Below are 14,245 nucleotides of genomic sequence, written 5' to 3'. Positions count from 1 at the left end.
AGGCTCGGGACCATGGACGCCTCGCCAGCGGAGAAGTACGCCGCTTTCAAGCGTGACAAGGACTTCCCCGTCTTCCGGGACTTTGCCTCGCTCTACGACTTCGGGCTCGACGACTTCCAGGTCGAGGCGTGCAAGGAGATCGAGGAGGGCAAGGGCGTCCTGGTCGCCGCACCGACCGGGTCGGGCAAGACGATCGTCGGTGAGTTCGCCATCCACCTGGCGCTCGCGACCGGCCGCAAGGCGTTCTACACGACCCCGATCAAGGCGCTCTCCAACCAGAAGTACAACGACCTGGTCAAGCGCTACGGCCCCGACCAGGTCGGCCTGCTGACCGGCGACAACGTCGTCAACGGCGAGGCGCCGGTCGTGGTGATGACCACCGAGGTGCTGCGCAACATGCTCTACGCGGGCTCGCAGACCTTGATGGGCCTCGGCTTCGTGGTCATGGACGAGGTCCACTACCTCGCCGACCGTTCCCGTGGCGCGGTGTGGGAGGAGGTCATCATCCACCTGCCCGAGTCGGTCTCGGTCGTCTCGCTGAGCGCGACCGTCTCCAATGCCGAGGAGTTCGGCGAGTGGCTCACCACGGTGCGTGGTGAGACCACCACGATCATCGAGGAGAAGCGGCCGGTGCCGCTCTACCAGCACGTGATGGCCGGCCGGCGGATCATGGACCTGTTCGCCTCCTCCGACGTCGACGCCGCGGCAGGGTTCGTCAAGGAGGGCGCCCCGGTCAACGGCGAGCTGATGAGGCTGGCGCGCGACGACTGGGCGGCCGGACGGATGACCGACCGGCGTACGCCCAAGGACAAGCGCAAGGGCAACGGGAACCGGCGCGTGGGCAACGGGAGGCGGGTCTGGATCCCGTCGCGCGTGGAGGTCATCACCGCCCTGCAGCGCGACAACCTGCTCCCCGCGATCAACTTCGTCTTCTCCCGGGTCGGCTGCGACGCCGCGGTGGGTCAGTGCATCCAGGCCAACCTTCGGCTGACCACGCCCGACGAGCGCGACGAGATCTTCGCCTACGTCGAGGAGGCCTGCGCCGACCTGCCCGACGAGGACCGGCACGTCCTCGGCTACCACGACTGGATCGACGGCCTCTCCCGCGGCGTCGCCGCCCACCACGCCGGGCTGCTACCCGCGTTCAAGCAGGTCGTCGAGGAGCTGTTCCTGCGCGGCCTGGTGAAGGCCGTCTTCGCCACCGAGACGCTCGCGCTGGGCATCAACATGCCCGCCCGCACGGTGGTCATCGAGAAGCTCTCGAAGTGGAACGGCGAGGCCCACGTCAACCTCTCGCCGGGGGAGTACACCCAGCTCGTCGGCCGCGCCGGCCGCCGCGGCCTCGACGTCGAGGGCCACGGCGTCGTGCTCTGGCAGCAGGGGCTCAACCCGCGCGAGCTCGCCGGCCTCGCCTCGACGCGCACCTATCCGCTGCGGTCGAGCTTCAGGCCGTCGTACAACATGGCGGTCAACCTGGTGCACCAGTTCGGGCGGGCGCGCTCGCGCGAGCTGCTGGAGCAGTCGTTCGCGCAGTTCCAGGCCGACAAGGCGGTCGTGGGTCTGGCCCGCCAGGTGCGGAAGGCGGAGGACGCGCTCGACGGCTATCAGGAGGCGGCGACCTGCGACCGCGGCGACTTCATGGAGTACGCCGCGATCCGCCGCAAGATCTCCGACGTCGAGAAGTCCTCCTCCCGCGAGCGGCGTGCCGACCGTCGTGAGGAGATCATCGAGTCGCTCTCGAAGCTGAAGATCGGTGACGTGATCGACGTGCCGACGGGCAAGTTCGCCGGCTATGCCGTCGTCGTCGACCCGGGCTTCGACCCCGAAGGGCCGCGTCCCTACGTGATCACCCAGGACCGGCAGGCCCGTCGCCTGGCGATGATGGACTTCAACGTGCCGATCGTCGCCCAGACCCGGCTGCGTGTGCCGAAGTCGTTCAACGGCCGCAACCCGCAGATGCGCCGCGACATGGCCTCCCGGCTGCGGGAGAAGACCCTCGACCTGCGACCGGTGCCCTACGAGGGGTCGCCAACCGCCCGCAAGGAGCGCAAGAGCTCGGCGGAGACCCAGATCTCCGCGCTGCGGCGCGAGCTGAAGATGCATCCCTGCCACGACTGCCCCGACCGCGAGGACCACGCTCGCTGGGCCGAGCGCTGGTTCAAGCTGTCGCGCGACACCGACACGCTGCGCCGCCGGGTGGAGGCGCGCACCAACACGGTGGCGCGCACCTTCGACCGCGTCTGCGAGGTGCTGGTCGCGCTCGACTACCTCGAGGGCGAGACGGTCACCGAGCGCGGCACGCACCTGATGCGGCTCTACTCCGAGATGGACCTGGTCGCCGCCGAGGCGCTCCGCGAGGGGCTCTGGGACGACCTGACCCCCTCCGAGCTCGCCGCCGCCCTCTCGGTGCTGGTCTACGAGGCCCGCCGCGCCGACGACGCCACCCCGCCCCGCCTCCCCGGAGGCCGGGTCAAGGACGTCATCGCCGAGACCGTGCGGCTGTGGGGCCAGCTCGACGCCCTCGAGCGCGACCACAAGCTCGACTTCCTCCGCCAGCCCGACCTCGGCTTCGCGTGGGCCGCCTACCGCTGGGCCGAGGGCGACGAGCTCGACGACGTCCTCAGCGAGGTCGAGCTCGCCGCCGGCGACTTCGTCCGCTGGGTCAAGCAGCTCATCGACCTCTGCGGCCAGGTCGCCGACGCCGCCGGCGACGTCCCCCTGCGCCGTACTGCCCGCCAGACCATGGATCTCCTCAAGCGCGGCGTCGTCGCCTATTCGTCGGTCGTGGAGTAGCTCCGCTGGTCGAGCCGCCGGAGCACCTGAGCGAAGCGAGGGCGGCGTAGGCGTGTCGAGACCAACACGGCCCCATCGTGCGTGACAGGGGACTGCGTTGGTCTCGACACGCTCGGCCGCGGGCGGCCTCGCGGCTCGACCGGCGGGAGCGATGAATATGATGGCCTCGTGGATGTCTCTCCCTACGATGCCCTGCTGTTCGTCTCTTTCGGGGGGCCGGAGAAGACCGAGGACGTGGTGCCGTTCCTGGAGAACGTGACCCGGGGGCGGGGGATCCCGCGGGAGCGGCTGGTCGAGGTGGGGCAGCACTACTTCGATCGAGGCGGGAAGTCGCCGATCAACGACCAGAACCGGGCGTTCCTGGCGGCGCTGCGCAGCGACCTGGCGGAGAACGGGATCGACCTGCCGGTCTACTGGGGCAACCGCAACTGGGACCCCTACCTGAGCGACACGGTCGCGCAGATGCGGGCCGACGGGATCAAGCGGGCGGCGGTCTTCGCGACCAGCGCCTACTCGTCCTACTCCTCGTGCCGGCAGTACCGCGAGAACCTCTTCGAGGCGTGCGACAAGAGCGGTGACGTGGAGAGCGCGCCGGTGCTCGACAAGCTGCGGCGCTACTACAACCACCCGGGCTTCGTGGCACCCGTCGTCGACGGGGTGCTCGCCTCCCTCGAGGACCTGCCCGAGGACGAGCGTGATGGCGCGCGGATCCTCTTCGTGACCCACTCGATCCCGACCTCGATGAATGACAACGCCGGCCCCGACGGCAATGCGTACGTCGCCCAGCACCTCGACGTCGCCGAGGTGATCGCCGAGCAGGTCGCGCAGCGGCGTGGGGTCCCCCACGAGTGGGACCTCGTCTACTGCAGCCGCTCCGGCGCGCCGCACATCCCGTGGCTCGAGCCGGACGTGAACGACCACCTCCAGGACCTGGCGGGCGACGACGTACGCGCCGTGGTGATGTGCCCGGTCGGCTTCGTCTCCGACCACATGGAGGTCGTCTACGACCTCGACACCGAGGCCATGGCCACCGCCGAGAAGCTCGGGATCCATGCCCGCCGCAGCCCGACCGCGGGGGAGGACCCGCGCTTCGTGGCCGCCGTACGCGACCTGCTCCTCGAGCGTGCCGCTGCGGAGCGCGGGGAGGCCCCTGAGCGGCCTACCGTGGGCGACCTGGGCCCCGGCCCCGACCGCTGTCCCGCGGGCTGCTGCTTCAACCAGCGCTCGCAGCTGCCGACCCTGTCCGGAGAGGACTCGCCCCAGTACTCCGGATGATCAGCTGATCAGCCGCGGCATAGGGTCGGCCCCATGACAGAGCATCCAGCGTCGGCTCAGCCCGCACCGCAGCGCCCAATTCCTAAGGCCGGAGACCTGCTCGCGCTCGCGGTGGCGACCGCCCGCGCGGCCGCCGATCTCGTTCGCGAGCGGGCCGCCGGCGTGGTCGAGGTGGCGGCCACGAAGTCGACCGCGACCGATGTGGTCACCGAGGCCGACCGGGACACCGAGGCGCTGATCCGGCGGCTGATCTCCCAGGAGCGTCCGGAGGACGCCTTCTTCGGCGAGGAGGGCGAGGAGACGATGGGCACCAGCGGCGTACGCTGGATCGTCGACCCGATCGACGGCACCGTCAACTTCCTCTACGGTCTGCCGAGCTACGCGGTCTCGATCGCGGCCGAGTACGCCGGCGAGGTCGTCGCGGGAGCGGTCGTGGACGTGCCCCGCGGCACTCTCTACGCCGCCTTCCGGCAGCCCGACGGATCGGTCGCCGCGGTCAAGGACGGCGAGCCCATTCGCGTACGTCAGCCCGCCGAGCTCGGGCAGCGGCTGATCGCCACCGGGTTCTCCTACGACGCCGAGCTCCGCCGGGTTCAGGCAGAAGCACTGGTCCGGCTGCTGCCGGTCGTACGTGACGTTCGTCGCATCGGATCGGCGGCCCTGGACATCTGCGGGGTGGCCGAGGGGACCCTCGACGGCTACCTCGAGGAGGGGCTGCACCTGTGGGACCATGCCGCGGCCGGCCTGGTGGCAGAGGCCGCCGGTGCTCGATGGGAGGCGACGACCGGCATCGGCGGTCGCCGGTTCGTGATCGTCGCACCAGCCCACGGCTACGATGAACTACGGAAAGCGGCTGTTCAGGCCGGTTTTCTGCCAGTTGACTCGCTCCCGGGTGTCGTACCCGACTGAAAGCCGCTGGTTGATGTAGATCTATGACCGGCCGGCGGCCGGGAAGGTCCCGGAGCCCCGTCGGTACAGCCGCGTTCACCCACCCGAAACTCACTGCTCATCTATCCCCGTGATAGGGAATACCGCCAGATGACAGAACGTTTCGGCGACGCGGATCCGGTTGAGTGTGCGAAATCCGCATTGATGGTGCACAATCACGGGCCGTGCCGCTGCCCTCGGGGGCGCGCGGGGGGACTGAAGATGAGTGAGAAGGGGAGTGGCGCATATGGCGACGGACTACGACGCACCGCGTAAAAATGAAGAGGACCAGTCCGAGGAGAGCATCGAAGAGCTCAAGGCTCGTCGTCACGACAAGAACTCGGGCAAGGTTGACGAGGACGAGGCCGAGGCGGCCGAGTCGTTCGAGCTCCCGGGAGCCGACCTCAGCCACGAGGAGCTCGCGGTCGAGGTCAAGCCGAAGCAGGAGGACGAGTTCACCTGTATGAGCTGCTTCCTGGTCCACCACCGCAGCCAGCTGGCTGACGAGAAGAAGATNAGACGACGAAGCGGCCCGCCCGGTTCACCGGGCGGGCCGCTTCGTACGTGCCAGTCAGAACCTGATCAGAAAGCCGACTCGGGCAGATCCATGATCGAGTTGTCGATCGCCTCGGCGATCGCCCGCTCAGCGGTCAGCTTGGGCAGGTTGTAGGAGGCGAAGAACTTCGCGGCGGCGACCTTGCCGGTGTAGAAGTCCGTGTCCTTGCCGGCGTCACCGGCGAGGGCGGCGAGGGCGATCTCGGCCTGGCGCAGCAGCAGCCACGCGACCACGACGTCGCCGACGGCGAGCAGCAGGCGCGAGGTGTTCTGGGCGACCTTGTAGATGTTGGTGATCTCCTCCTGGGAGGCCATCAGGTCGTTGAACATGTGCCCGACGATCGCGTTGACGTCCTCGAGAGCGGTCCCGAGCAGGGCACGCGACTCCTTGAGCTCGGCGGAGCCCTCGGCGTCGAGGAAGGCCTGGATCTCGCCGGCGATCTGGCCGAGCGCGGCGCCCTGGTTCTTCACGATCTTGCGGAAGAAGAAGTCCTGGCCCTGGATCGCGGTGGTGCCCTCGTAGATCGAGTCGATCTTGGCGTCGCGGACGTACTGCTCGATCGGGTACTCCTGGAGGAAGCCCGACCCACCGAAGGTCTGCAGCGACTCGGTGCCGAGCAGCACCCAGGCGCGCTCGGAGCCGTAGCCCTTGACGATCGGCAGCAGCAGGTCGTTGACCGCGGCGGCCAGCTTGTTCTCGTCGGAGCCGTCCTCGGTGAGGACGACCTTCTCCTGCCACGAGGTCGTGTAGTAGACCAGCGCGCGCATGCCCTCGGCGAACGACTTCTGCACCAGCAGCGAGCGGCGCACGTCGGGGTGGTGGGTGATCGTGACGCGCGGGTCCGTCTTGCCGGCGGCGACGAGGTCGGCGCCCTGGACGCGGGTCTTGGCGTACTCGAGAGCGTTCAGGTAGCCGGTCGAGAGGGTCGCGATCGCCTTGGTGCCGACCATCATGCGAGCGTTCTCGATGACGTCGAACATCTGGCGGATGCCGTCGTGCACCTCGCCGAGCAGCCAGCCCTTGGCGGCCTCGCCGCCGCCGACCTGCGGGTCGCCGAAGGTGAGCTCGCAGGTGTTGGACACCTTGATGCCCATCTTGTGCTCGACGTTGGTGACGTACGCACCGTTGCGCTCGCCGGTGAGCTCACCGGTCTCGTGGTCGAAGTGGTACTTCGGTACGAGGAAGAGGGAGAGGCCCTTGGTGCCCGGGCCGCCGACGCCCTCGACGCCCTTCGGGCGAGCGAGGACGAGGTGCATGATGTTCTCCTGCAGGTCCGACTCGGCGCTGGTGATGAAGCGCTTGACGCCGGTGATGTTCCAGGAGCCGTCCTCGTTGGGGGTGGCGAAGGTCTTGCCGGCGCCGACGTCGGAGCCCGCGTCGGGCTCGGTCAGCACCATCGTGGAGCCCCAGAGGCGCTCGACCATGATCTTGGCGATCTGCTTGTCGCGGTCGTTGCCGTTCTCGTAGACGACCTTCGAGAAGAACGGGCCGGCGGCGTACATCCAGATCGCCGGGTTGGCGCCCAGCAGCATCTCGGCGGTCGCCCAGACCAGCGAGTTCGGGGCCACCTGGCCGCCGATCTCCTCGGGAGTGTGCAGGCTCCAGAAGCCCGACTCCATCCACGCGTCGTACGACTTCTTGAACGCGGCCGGGACCGGCGCGGTGTTGGTCTTGGGGTCGAAGACCGGCGGGTTGCGGTCGGCCTCGACGAACGACTCGGCGAGGTCCTCGCGCGAGAGACGCTCGACCTCGGCGAGGATCTCCTTCGCGGTGTCGACGTCCAGGTCCGCGAAGGGACCGGTGCCGAGGACCTTGTCGGTGCCGAAGACCTCGAACAGGTTGAACTCGATGTCGCGGAGATTGCTCTTGTAGTGGCTCACTGATCCACCTTCATAACCTTTGTCGGATGTACCAGTTGCGGGAGCGCCGGTCGGCACGCACTACTGGCGGGTAACATCAAGAATAGGCATGTGGTTAAGGGGTGGCAAGCCCGGGTCTACTCACGAGTAGGGGTCTTGCTCACATTTGCTAGCGCTCGGCCGGTAGAACACGTTTCAGTTTCGGCGTACGATCTGCCGCATGATCTCCTCCGACGCCATCACCTGGAACGCCCCCGACGACGAACACCCCGCACGTACGGCGGGCCAGCGCTCCTATGCCGCCGTCGCCAAGGGCGACCTCGACGAGTGGCTGACGATCTACGCCGAGGACTGCGTGCTCGAGGATCCGGTAGGGCCGTCGATGTTCGATCCCGAGGGCAAGGGCCACCACGGACACGAGGGGCTCAAGGCGTTCTGGGAGAAGGCGATCGCGTCGGTCCACAGGTTCGAGTTCGAGATCAACGACTCCTTCGCCAACCCCGAGGGCAACACCTGCGCCAACATCGGCAAGATCAAGACGTCGTTCCCCGACGGCAGCTACACCACCACCGAGCTGATCATGGTCTACACGGTCAACGACGAGGGCCGCATCGCCTCCATGAAGGCCTTCTGGGAGCCCGAGCGCACCATGGCGAGCTTCACCTCACCCTGATCGGTCGCGGCATTTTCCCGCCATGGCGGGAAAATGCGCACCGGATAGCGCTCTCCTGGTCGCACAACGGCGCCATGGCGGGAAAGTGCCCCGCCCTCAGGCCACCGCGTGCTCGGCGATCCACTCGACCAGAGGACGTACGGCTCGCCAGTCCTTCTTCACCTCGCCGACGAGGTCGGGGGTGTGGATGATCGGCTCGAAGCCGATGGTGCGGCCGAGGTGGATCGACTTGTGGCGGAGGAGCTCGATCTTGGGGTGGTCCTTGTCGATGCCGCGCGGGGCGGTCTTGAGGCGGTCACCGGTGACCTCGTAGCCCTTCTTCTCCGCGACCGCGAGGCGCTTCTCCAGGTCGGCGCCGTAGTGGTCGTGGACGATGGCGTCGCGGAAGGCCGCCAGCCGGGGCGGCTCGAACCAGTAACAGCCACCACCGGTGCGGATGCCGCGCGGCGAGACCTCGACGTAGTAGCCGGTCTGCGGCGCCACCGCCACGAAGGCACCCTGGTGGGTCTTGTAGGGGAGCTTGTCCTTCGAGAAACGTACGTCGCGGTAGGGCCGGAAGATCTTGGCGCTGCCGAACTCCTCGGCGAGCTCGTCGGTGAGCGCCTTCATCGGCGCGTGGACCGACTCCTTGTATACGTGCTTGTGGGCCTCCCAGAAGGACTTGGTGTTGTCGACCTCGAGGTCCTCGTAGAAGTCGAGCGCTGCAACGGGGAAACCTTCGAAAGACACGTACGCAGCCTATCGACGTCCGTGCAACGCCAGCCTCAGACGGCGGGGATCTGGATGGTGTCCGCGACCCGGCGGGCGTGCTCGGCCATCGAGCGGGCGATGTTGGCGGACTCGCCGAGGTGGCGGCACGGGTCGAGCAGGTCGGCGATCTCGCTGCGGGTGAAGTGCTCCGAGACCTCGGGCGAATCGGCGAGGAGCGAGGCGAAGTCGATGTCGTCGACCGCGGAGCGCTGGGCCAGCTCGAAGACGACGTCGTGGGCGACCTGGCGCCCGATGCGCTCGCCGAGCTCGAGCATCAGCGACTCGGAGCCGATCAGGCCGCCGGAGAGAGCCAGGTTGGCGCGCATCCGGTCCTCGTCGAAGGTCAGGCCGGTGAAGATGACCACGAGCCTTGCGAGTACGTCACCGGCCAGGCGAGAGGCCTGGGCGACCGCGTCCTCGAGGATGCCGGTCATCGCGCCGTTGGCCTCGTGGTCGTGGAGCATCGACTCCATCGCCGGGGCGACGAGCCCGCGCAGCTGGGTGGCGGCGGTGATGACGTCGAGGGTGAGCTGCGGGTTGCGCTTGTGGGGCATCGTCGAGGAGCCGATGGTGCCCTCGGGGATCGGCTCGAAGGCCTCCCCGAACTCGGGCTGCATCATCGAGTAGACGTCCTTGCCGATCTTGCCGGCGGTGCCACCGAGCATCCCCAGGATCGAGACCCACTCGACCATGCCGTCGTTGATCGCGCGCGAGGGGACCGGCATCGAGCCCATGTCGAGCCGGGAAGCCGTCTCGGTCTCGATGGCGCGGGCATGGGAGCCGAAGGAGGCCATGGTGCCGGCGGCGCCGCCCATGAGCAGCCGGAAGACGCGGTCCTCGACCGAGCGGAGCCGGTCGACGTGGGCGGCGATCTCGTCGATCCAGATGGCGACCTTGAAGCCGAAGGTGATCGGGACCGCGTGCTGGGAGTGGGTGCGCCCCGGCATCGGCACGTCGGCGCCGGCCTCGGCGACCTTCGACAGAGAGCGCAGCAGATCACCGAGCAGGTCGAGGATCTTGTCGTGCGCCTGGCGCAGCAGGATCAGGTCGGCGGTCTGGGTGATGTTCTGTGTGGTGGCGCCCCAGTGGACCCAGCCACCGTGCTTCGCGCCGACGACCCGGCAGAGCTCCTCGACCAGCGGCGTCAGCGGGTGGCTGTGCTCGGCGGTGGCCTTCTCGATCCGGTCCATGTCGAGCTTGTCCAGATCGGCGGCCTCGGCGATCGCCTCGCCGGCCTCCGCGGGGATCACCTTCACGGCCGCCTCGGCCTCGGCCAGGGCCGCTTCGACGTCGAGTCGTGCCTGGAGGCGCGCCTCGTAGGTGAAGAGATCTCCGATGCCGTGGTCGGGGACTCGTCCGTCGGTGAATCGGCTGCTCGAGCCCGCGGGCATGTCGAGTGATCCTTTACGTGTCGTTCACACAATGATTGGAAAACAGAAACCCAATCTTAATGGAAGCAAGCCGTAAACGCCCGCAATCGTGTGCTGCGTCACTTGGATCGTGCAAGTGAACTGAAACAGGCCGTGCCACACGGCACGGCCCGAATCTATGGAGCGGACGACGAGATTCGAACTCGCGACATCAACCTTGGGAATCAGATTACCCAATCCCACCCCCGCTTGCTCGCGCTTACGTGGACCGGGGCTTGGTGCTGGTTCTTCATGGCAATGATGGGCCTGGTCAAGCGTATCGGGGGCATCCTGGGGGCACGTGCGAGTGTCCGTATCGCGGGGGCGGAGCGTCACCCATTCCGGCACCTGGCCCCCTTGGCGGGGGTTCGGGGGCTTGCCCCTGACGTACAAAGCGCTACCGCGGTTCGACTCGTCGAGGGCTGGAGAGCGTACGCCGCTACGGCTGCCCCCGCCCTCGTCATCGGCGGAAGAAGTTGCGTGGCTTCTAGGTCCAACCAGTCGTCCCGGCGCACCGAGATCGGACCTGTTGCTATCCGTGCTTGGGTGGCTGCCAGTCGTGGCGCAGTCGGCCGGCATCGAACTCTTGGAGAGTCATGCGGGCGTCAAAACTCCCTGTCTCGTTGCTCGCTGCCACACGCTCGAGGTGGGTGCGTGCCCGGTCCTCATCCCAAAAGAGTGCGTGTGAGGCGGCCCAGTGCGCGACGGTGGGGACCGGATCGTCGATCAGTGCGGCGATTGCGGCTTGGCCTTCTGCTGTTTGGCGGAGTTGGAGCTGTGCTCGTTGCACGCGGTGGACGCAGCGGTTCCATCGTTTCCCTCGTCGGTCGTCGGCCAGTCGAAGGCCGTCCATCTCGACGAGGGCGGCGCGATAGTCGGCGAGTGGTTCGAGGGACGCAGTGGCCACGGAACGATGATCGCACGGCGGAGATCTCGGATCGGCTGAACGGCTGTCCGATCGGGTAGCGGGTTGGCTCTGTGGCGACTTGGAGAGTGAGCGCTTGGTCTACGGACTGGGCGCTCTTCTTCATTTGCGCGGCGCGTAGGGGGACCGGCCGCCAGGCCGCACGCCCCCGGAGGCCGCGCTCGCGGCCGGCCCGGGACCGTCCGGGCCGTCGAGCCGGATGAGCGCGTGGAAGTGGACCAGGCCACGGCGTCTGTGTATTGACGCGGCCAGGAATCTGGGAGGCAAGGGCGCTGGCCGCCTGGTGCCCCTCGTGGCCGAGTTGGTGCCGATCATCGACAAGTGGTGTGAGGGCAAGAAGTCCGGTGACTGGATCTTCCAAGCCCCGAAGGGTGGGCCGCTGAGTGAGCCGAACTGGAAGCGCTCGGTCGGCTGGTCGGCGGCTATCAAGAAGATCGACCGGCCGACGCTCCGCGTGCACGACCTCCGCCACACCTGCGCCTCCCTCTGGCTCGGTGCTGGCGCTGACCCGAAGGTGGTTCAGAGGATCTTGGGGCACGCCTCCGCAGCGATGACGATGGACCTCTACGGCCACCTCATCGACAACAACCTCTGGGACTCAGCCAAGAGGGTCGGGGGCATCCTGGGGGCATCTGAGGCCCAAACAGAAACCCGCACTGACGACGATGACGACGAAAGTGCGGGCTGACCTGCTATGGAACGTGGAGCGGACGACGAGATTCGAACTCGCGACATCAACCTTGGGAAGGTTGCGCTCTACCAACTGAGCTACGTCCGCAGGTGCGACCAGGATGTTACCCCACACACCCAGCCAGGTGTGAAACCGGTTCAGGAAAGTCGGGTCATCTGGGGATAGCGGGCCGAGAGCCCGTCGCCCGCAGGGCCGCGGAGCATGCGGCGTACGGCCCAGGGGAGCGCGCGGGCGGCCAGCCGCCGGACCTCGCGGATGGGCCCGCCGATGCTCGGTTCCTCGATGACGACCAGCGGTTTCGGGGTGGGGAGGTGGTGACGTACGCCGAGGGTGTCGAGGACCTTGATCGCCATCAGCTGGTGGCCGGGGGCGCCCAGGAAACCGTGGCCGTCCCAGTAGCCGGCGTCGTCGTACTCGGTCATCCGCCAGAAGTCGACCAGCGTCGCGCCGCGCCGCTGCGCGATCTCGCGGACAGCCTCGTTGTAGACCGCGAAGCGCCCGCGGAGCAGTCGCCCGACGGTGGACGCCCGTGCGCCATAGGCGGTGAAGACCACCACCTTCGCGCCGGTCTCGACCAGCTCGCCGATCGCGGACTCGTAGGTCGCGAGCAGGGCGTCGATGTCGACGTGCGGCCACATCAGGTCGACCGACCCGCCATAGATCGTCACCACGTCCGGCTCGAGCGCGATCGCCGGCGCGACCTGCTCCTTGACGATCCGGTCGATCCCGCGCCCGCGGACGGCGAGGTTGGCGTAGCTGAACTCGGGGGTCCGCTCGGCCATCACCTCGGCGACCCGATCGGCCCAGCCGCGCACGCCGTTCGGGCGACGTGCGTCGGCGTCACCGACGCCCTCGGTGAAGGAGTCGCCCAGCGCGACGTACCGGCGGTAGCCGCCGGGGATCAGCGCATCCAGTGCCATGGCCCCGATTCAATCGGGTTTACCCCGGGACGTACGACTCTGCCGCGGAATCTGTGACGGATGAGGCAGGGGAGATTCCCGAGACGCCGCAGGAGGGGTACGTCGCGCCCGGCTGCGTTAGGTTTGGCTCGTGCTGCTCAGCGACAAGGACATCCTGACCGAGATCCACGACGGAAGGATCGTCATCGACCCCTGGGACGAGTCGATGCTGCAGCCGTCGTCCGTCGACGTACGTCTGGACCGGTTCTTCCGAGTCTTCGACAACCACAAGTACGCCACGATCGATCCGGCCGTGGACCAGTCCGAGCTCACTCGGCAGATCGAGACCGAGGGGGATGAGCCGTTCATCCTGCACCCGGGCGAGTTCGTGCTCGGGTCGACCTACGAGACCGTCAGCCTGCCCGACGACATCGCCGCGCGGGTCGAGGGGAAGTCGTCGCTGGGGCGTCTCGGCCTACTCACCCACGCCACCGCCGGCTTCGTCGACCCGGGTTTCTCCGGCCACGTGACGCTCGAGCTGGCCAACGTCGCGACGCTGCCGATCAAGCTCTACCCGGGGATGAAGATCGGTCAGTACTGCTTCTTCAGGCTCACCTCGCCCGCCCAGAACCCCTACGGCAGCGAGAAGTACGGGAGCCGCTACCAGGGCCAGCGCGGCCCGACCGCCTCGCGCAGCTTCCAGAGCTTCCACCGCACCAAGATCTGAGCGGCCGGCGGACGAATCCTGAGGGCTGTCGGTGGTCGCGGCTAGGGTCGGGTGGGTGAGTGAAGCACCATTCCTGGCCGCCGACGGTCAGACGCGTTGCGCGTGGGCCGGAGGGGCGCCGGAGTTCCTGGACTACCACGACACCGAGTGGGGTTTTCCGGCCGGCGGTGACGTTCGGCTCTTCGAGAAGATCTGCCTGGAGGGGTTCCAGAGCGGGCTGTCGTGGCGCACGATCCTCAACAAGCGGCCCGCGTTCCGCGAGGTCTTCGCCGGCTTCGACTACCACTTGGTGGCCGAGTTCGACGAGGGCGACGTCGAGCGCCTCCTGCAGGACGCGAGGATCATCCGCCACCGCGGCAAGATCGAGGCGGCGATCAACAACGCCCGCCGCGCGGTCGAGCTCGTCGAGGAGCGCGGGTCGCTGGCTGCGTACGTCTGGGGGTTCGAGCCCGAGCCGCTCGAGGTCCCGGAGGTTGTGGCCACTTCTGCCGCCTCGATCAGCCTCTCCAAGGACCTCAAGAAGCGAGGCTGGAAGTTCGTCGGGCCGACGACGATGTACGCGTTCATGCAGTCGATGGGGATCATCAACGACCACTCGCTCGACTGTGTGATCCGGGATCGAGTCGAGGCCGAACGGGCGGCGTTCGTCAGGCCCTGACCGTCCGCTGTGTCGTCCCAAACCCTGGGGGCCGATATCTCGTGGAAACCAGAATGTGTTTAGGCTGTCCTAACTAAGCATTGCCTAACCCGAGGTGGTTCCC

12 protein-coding genes, 1 tRNA gene and 1 pseudogene are annotated in these 14,245 nt (G+C 67.8%); 8 read left to right on the top strand and 6 right to left on the bottom strand.

Annotated elements, in window-relative coordinates; all coding sequences use genetic code 11:
- Positions 1-12: 12 nt before the first annotated feature.
- The 4 genes and pseudogenes from ACFX43_RS09975 to ACFX43_RS09960 form a co-directional block, all read left to right on the top strand.
- A complete protein-coding gene (locus tag ACFX43_RS09975) occupies positions 13-2,793 on the top strand; it encodes a DEAD/DEAH box helicase (RefSeq protein WP_378820100.1) in 2,781 nt (926 codons plus the stop codon).
- 168 nt (positions 2,794-2,961) lie between these two features.
- Positions 2,962-4,068, top strand: a complete 1,107-nt coding sequence (locus ACFX43_RS09970; protein ID WP_378820097.1) for a ferrochelatase — start codon at positions 2,962-2,964, stop codon at positions 4,066-4,068.
- A 33-nt stretch (positions 4,069-4,101) separates the two neighbouring features.
- Positions 4,102-4,977: an inositol monophosphatase family protein gene (locus ACFX43_RS09965; protein WP_378820096.1), complete on the top strand. Its 876-nt coding sequence runs from the start codon at positions 4,102-4,104 to the stop codon at positions 4,975-4,977.
- Positions 4,978-5,242: 265 nt separating this feature from the next.
- Positions 5,243-5,506, top strand: a pseudogene (locus ACFX43_RS09960) (DUF4193 domain-containing protein); the annotation flags it as partial.
- Positions 5,507-5,577: 71 nt separating this feature from the next.
- On the opposite strand, the gene ACFX43_RS09955 reads toward ACFX43_RS09960, so the two are convergent.
- Positions 5,578-7,431, bottom strand: coding sequence for an acyl-CoA dehydrogenase (locus tag ACFX43_RS09955; RefSeq protein WP_378820093.1), 1,854 nt, complete (start codon positions 7,429-7,431; stop codon positions 5,578-5,580).
- A 199-nt stretch (positions 7,432-7,630) separates the two neighbouring features.
- On the opposite strand from ACFX43_RS09955, the gene ACFX43_RS09950 reads away from it, so the two are divergent.
- Complete coding sequence (locus ACFX43_RS09950; RefSeq protein WP_378820090.1) at positions 7,631-8,083, top strand: nuclear transport factor 2 family protein; 453 nt, start codon at positions 7,631-7,633, stop codon at positions 8,081-8,083.
- 96 nt (positions 8,084-8,179) lie between these two features.
- On the opposite strand, the gene ACFX43_RS09945 is transcribed toward ACFX43_RS09950, so the two are convergent.
- From ACFX43_RS09945 to ACFX43_RS09935, 3 genes are all read right to left on the bottom strand, one after another.
- Positions 8,180-8,812: a DUF2461 domain-containing protein gene (locus ACFX43_RS09945; protein WP_378820088.1), complete on the bottom strand. Its 633-nt coding sequence runs from the start codon at positions 8,810-8,812 to the stop codon at positions 8,180-8,182.
- Between the two features lie 35 nt (positions 8,813-8,847).
- Complete coding sequence (locus ACFX43_RS09940) at positions 8,848-10,224, bottom strand: adenylosuccinate lyase family protein (protein WP_378820085.1); 1,377 nt, start codon at positions 10,222-10,224, stop codon at positions 8,848-8,850.
- Positions 10,225-10,774: 550 nt separating this feature from the next.
- Positions 10,775-11,149: a hypothetical protein gene (locus tag ACFX43_RS09935; RefSeq protein ID WP_378820083.1), complete on the bottom strand. Its 375-nt coding sequence runs from the start codon at positions 11,147-11,149 to the stop codon at positions 10,775-10,777.
- 217 nt (positions 11,150-11,366) lie between these two features.
- Here ACFX43_RS09935 and ACFX43_RS09930 point away from each other — a divergent pair, with 217 nt between their 5' ends.
- Entirely contained in the window at positions 11,367-11,855 is a 489-nt protein-coding gene (locus ACFX43_RS09930; protein WP_378820080.1) for a tyrosine-type recombinase/integrase, read from the top strand.
- Positions 11,856-11,869: 14 nt separating this feature from the next.
- On the opposite strand, the gene ACFX43_RS09925 is transcribed toward ACFX43_RS09930, so the two are convergent.
- Positions 11,870-11,945 (bottom strand) — tRNA-Gly (locus tag ACFX43_RS09925).
- A 50-nt stretch (positions 11,946-11,995) separates the two neighbouring features.
- On the bottom strand, positions 11,996-12,778 hold the full coding sequence (locus ACFX43_RS09920; RefSeq protein WP_378820078.1) for an SGNH/GDSL hydrolase family protein: 783 nt from the start codon (positions 12,776-12,778) through the stop codon (positions 11,996-11,998).
- Between the two features lie 130 nt (positions 12,779-12,908).
- Between ACFX43_RS09920 and dcd the strand changes: the two genes are divergently transcribed.
- Positions 12,909-13,484, top strand: a complete 576-nt coding sequence (gene dcd / locus ACFX43_RS09915; protein WP_141794788.1) for a dCTP deaminase — start codon at positions 12,909-12,911, stop codon at positions 13,482-13,484.
- 55 nt (positions 13,485-13,539) lie between these two features.
- Entirely contained in the window at positions 13,540-14,142 is a 603-nt protein-coding gene (locus ACFX43_RS09910; protein ID WP_378820075.1) for a DNA-3-methyladenine glycosylase I, read from the top strand.
- Positions 14,143-14,245: the final 103 nt, after the last annotated feature.

Origin of the sequence: Nocardioides sp. YIM B13467 (assembly GCF_042788075.1) — a bacterium.
In the GTDB taxonomy this organism is placed as follows: domain Bacteria; phylum Actinomycetota; class Actinomycetes; order Propionibacteriales; family Nocardioidaceae; genus Nocardioides.
This window is presented reverse-complemented; position numbering and strand designations above follow the sequence as displayed.

Coding starts and splice junctions, on each gene's coding strand:
- ACFX43_RS09920 (WP_378820078.1), bottom strand. CDS start 12,778: ATGGCACTGGATGCGCTGATCCCCGGCGGCTACCGCCGGTACGTCGCG.
- ACFX43_RS09950 (WP_378820090.1), top strand. CDS start 7,631: ATGATCTCCTCCGACGCCATCACCTGGAACGCCCCCGACGACGAACAC.
- ACFX43_RS09975 (WP_378820100.1), top strand. CDS start 13: ATGGACGCCTCGCCAGCGGAGAAGTACGCCGCTTTCAAGCGTGACAAG.
- ACFX43_RS09930 (WP_378820080.1), top strand. CDS start 11,367: ATGAGCGCGTGGAAGTGGACCAGGCCACGGCGTCTGTGTATTGACGCG.
- ACFX43_RS09940 (WP_378820085.1), bottom strand. CDS start 10,224: ATGCCCGCGGGCTCGAGCAGCCGATTCACCGACGGACGAGTCCCCGAC.
- ACFX43_RS09965 (WP_378820096.1), top strand. CDS start 4,102: ATGACAGAGCATCCAGCGTCGGCTCAGCCCGCACCGCAGCGCCCAATT.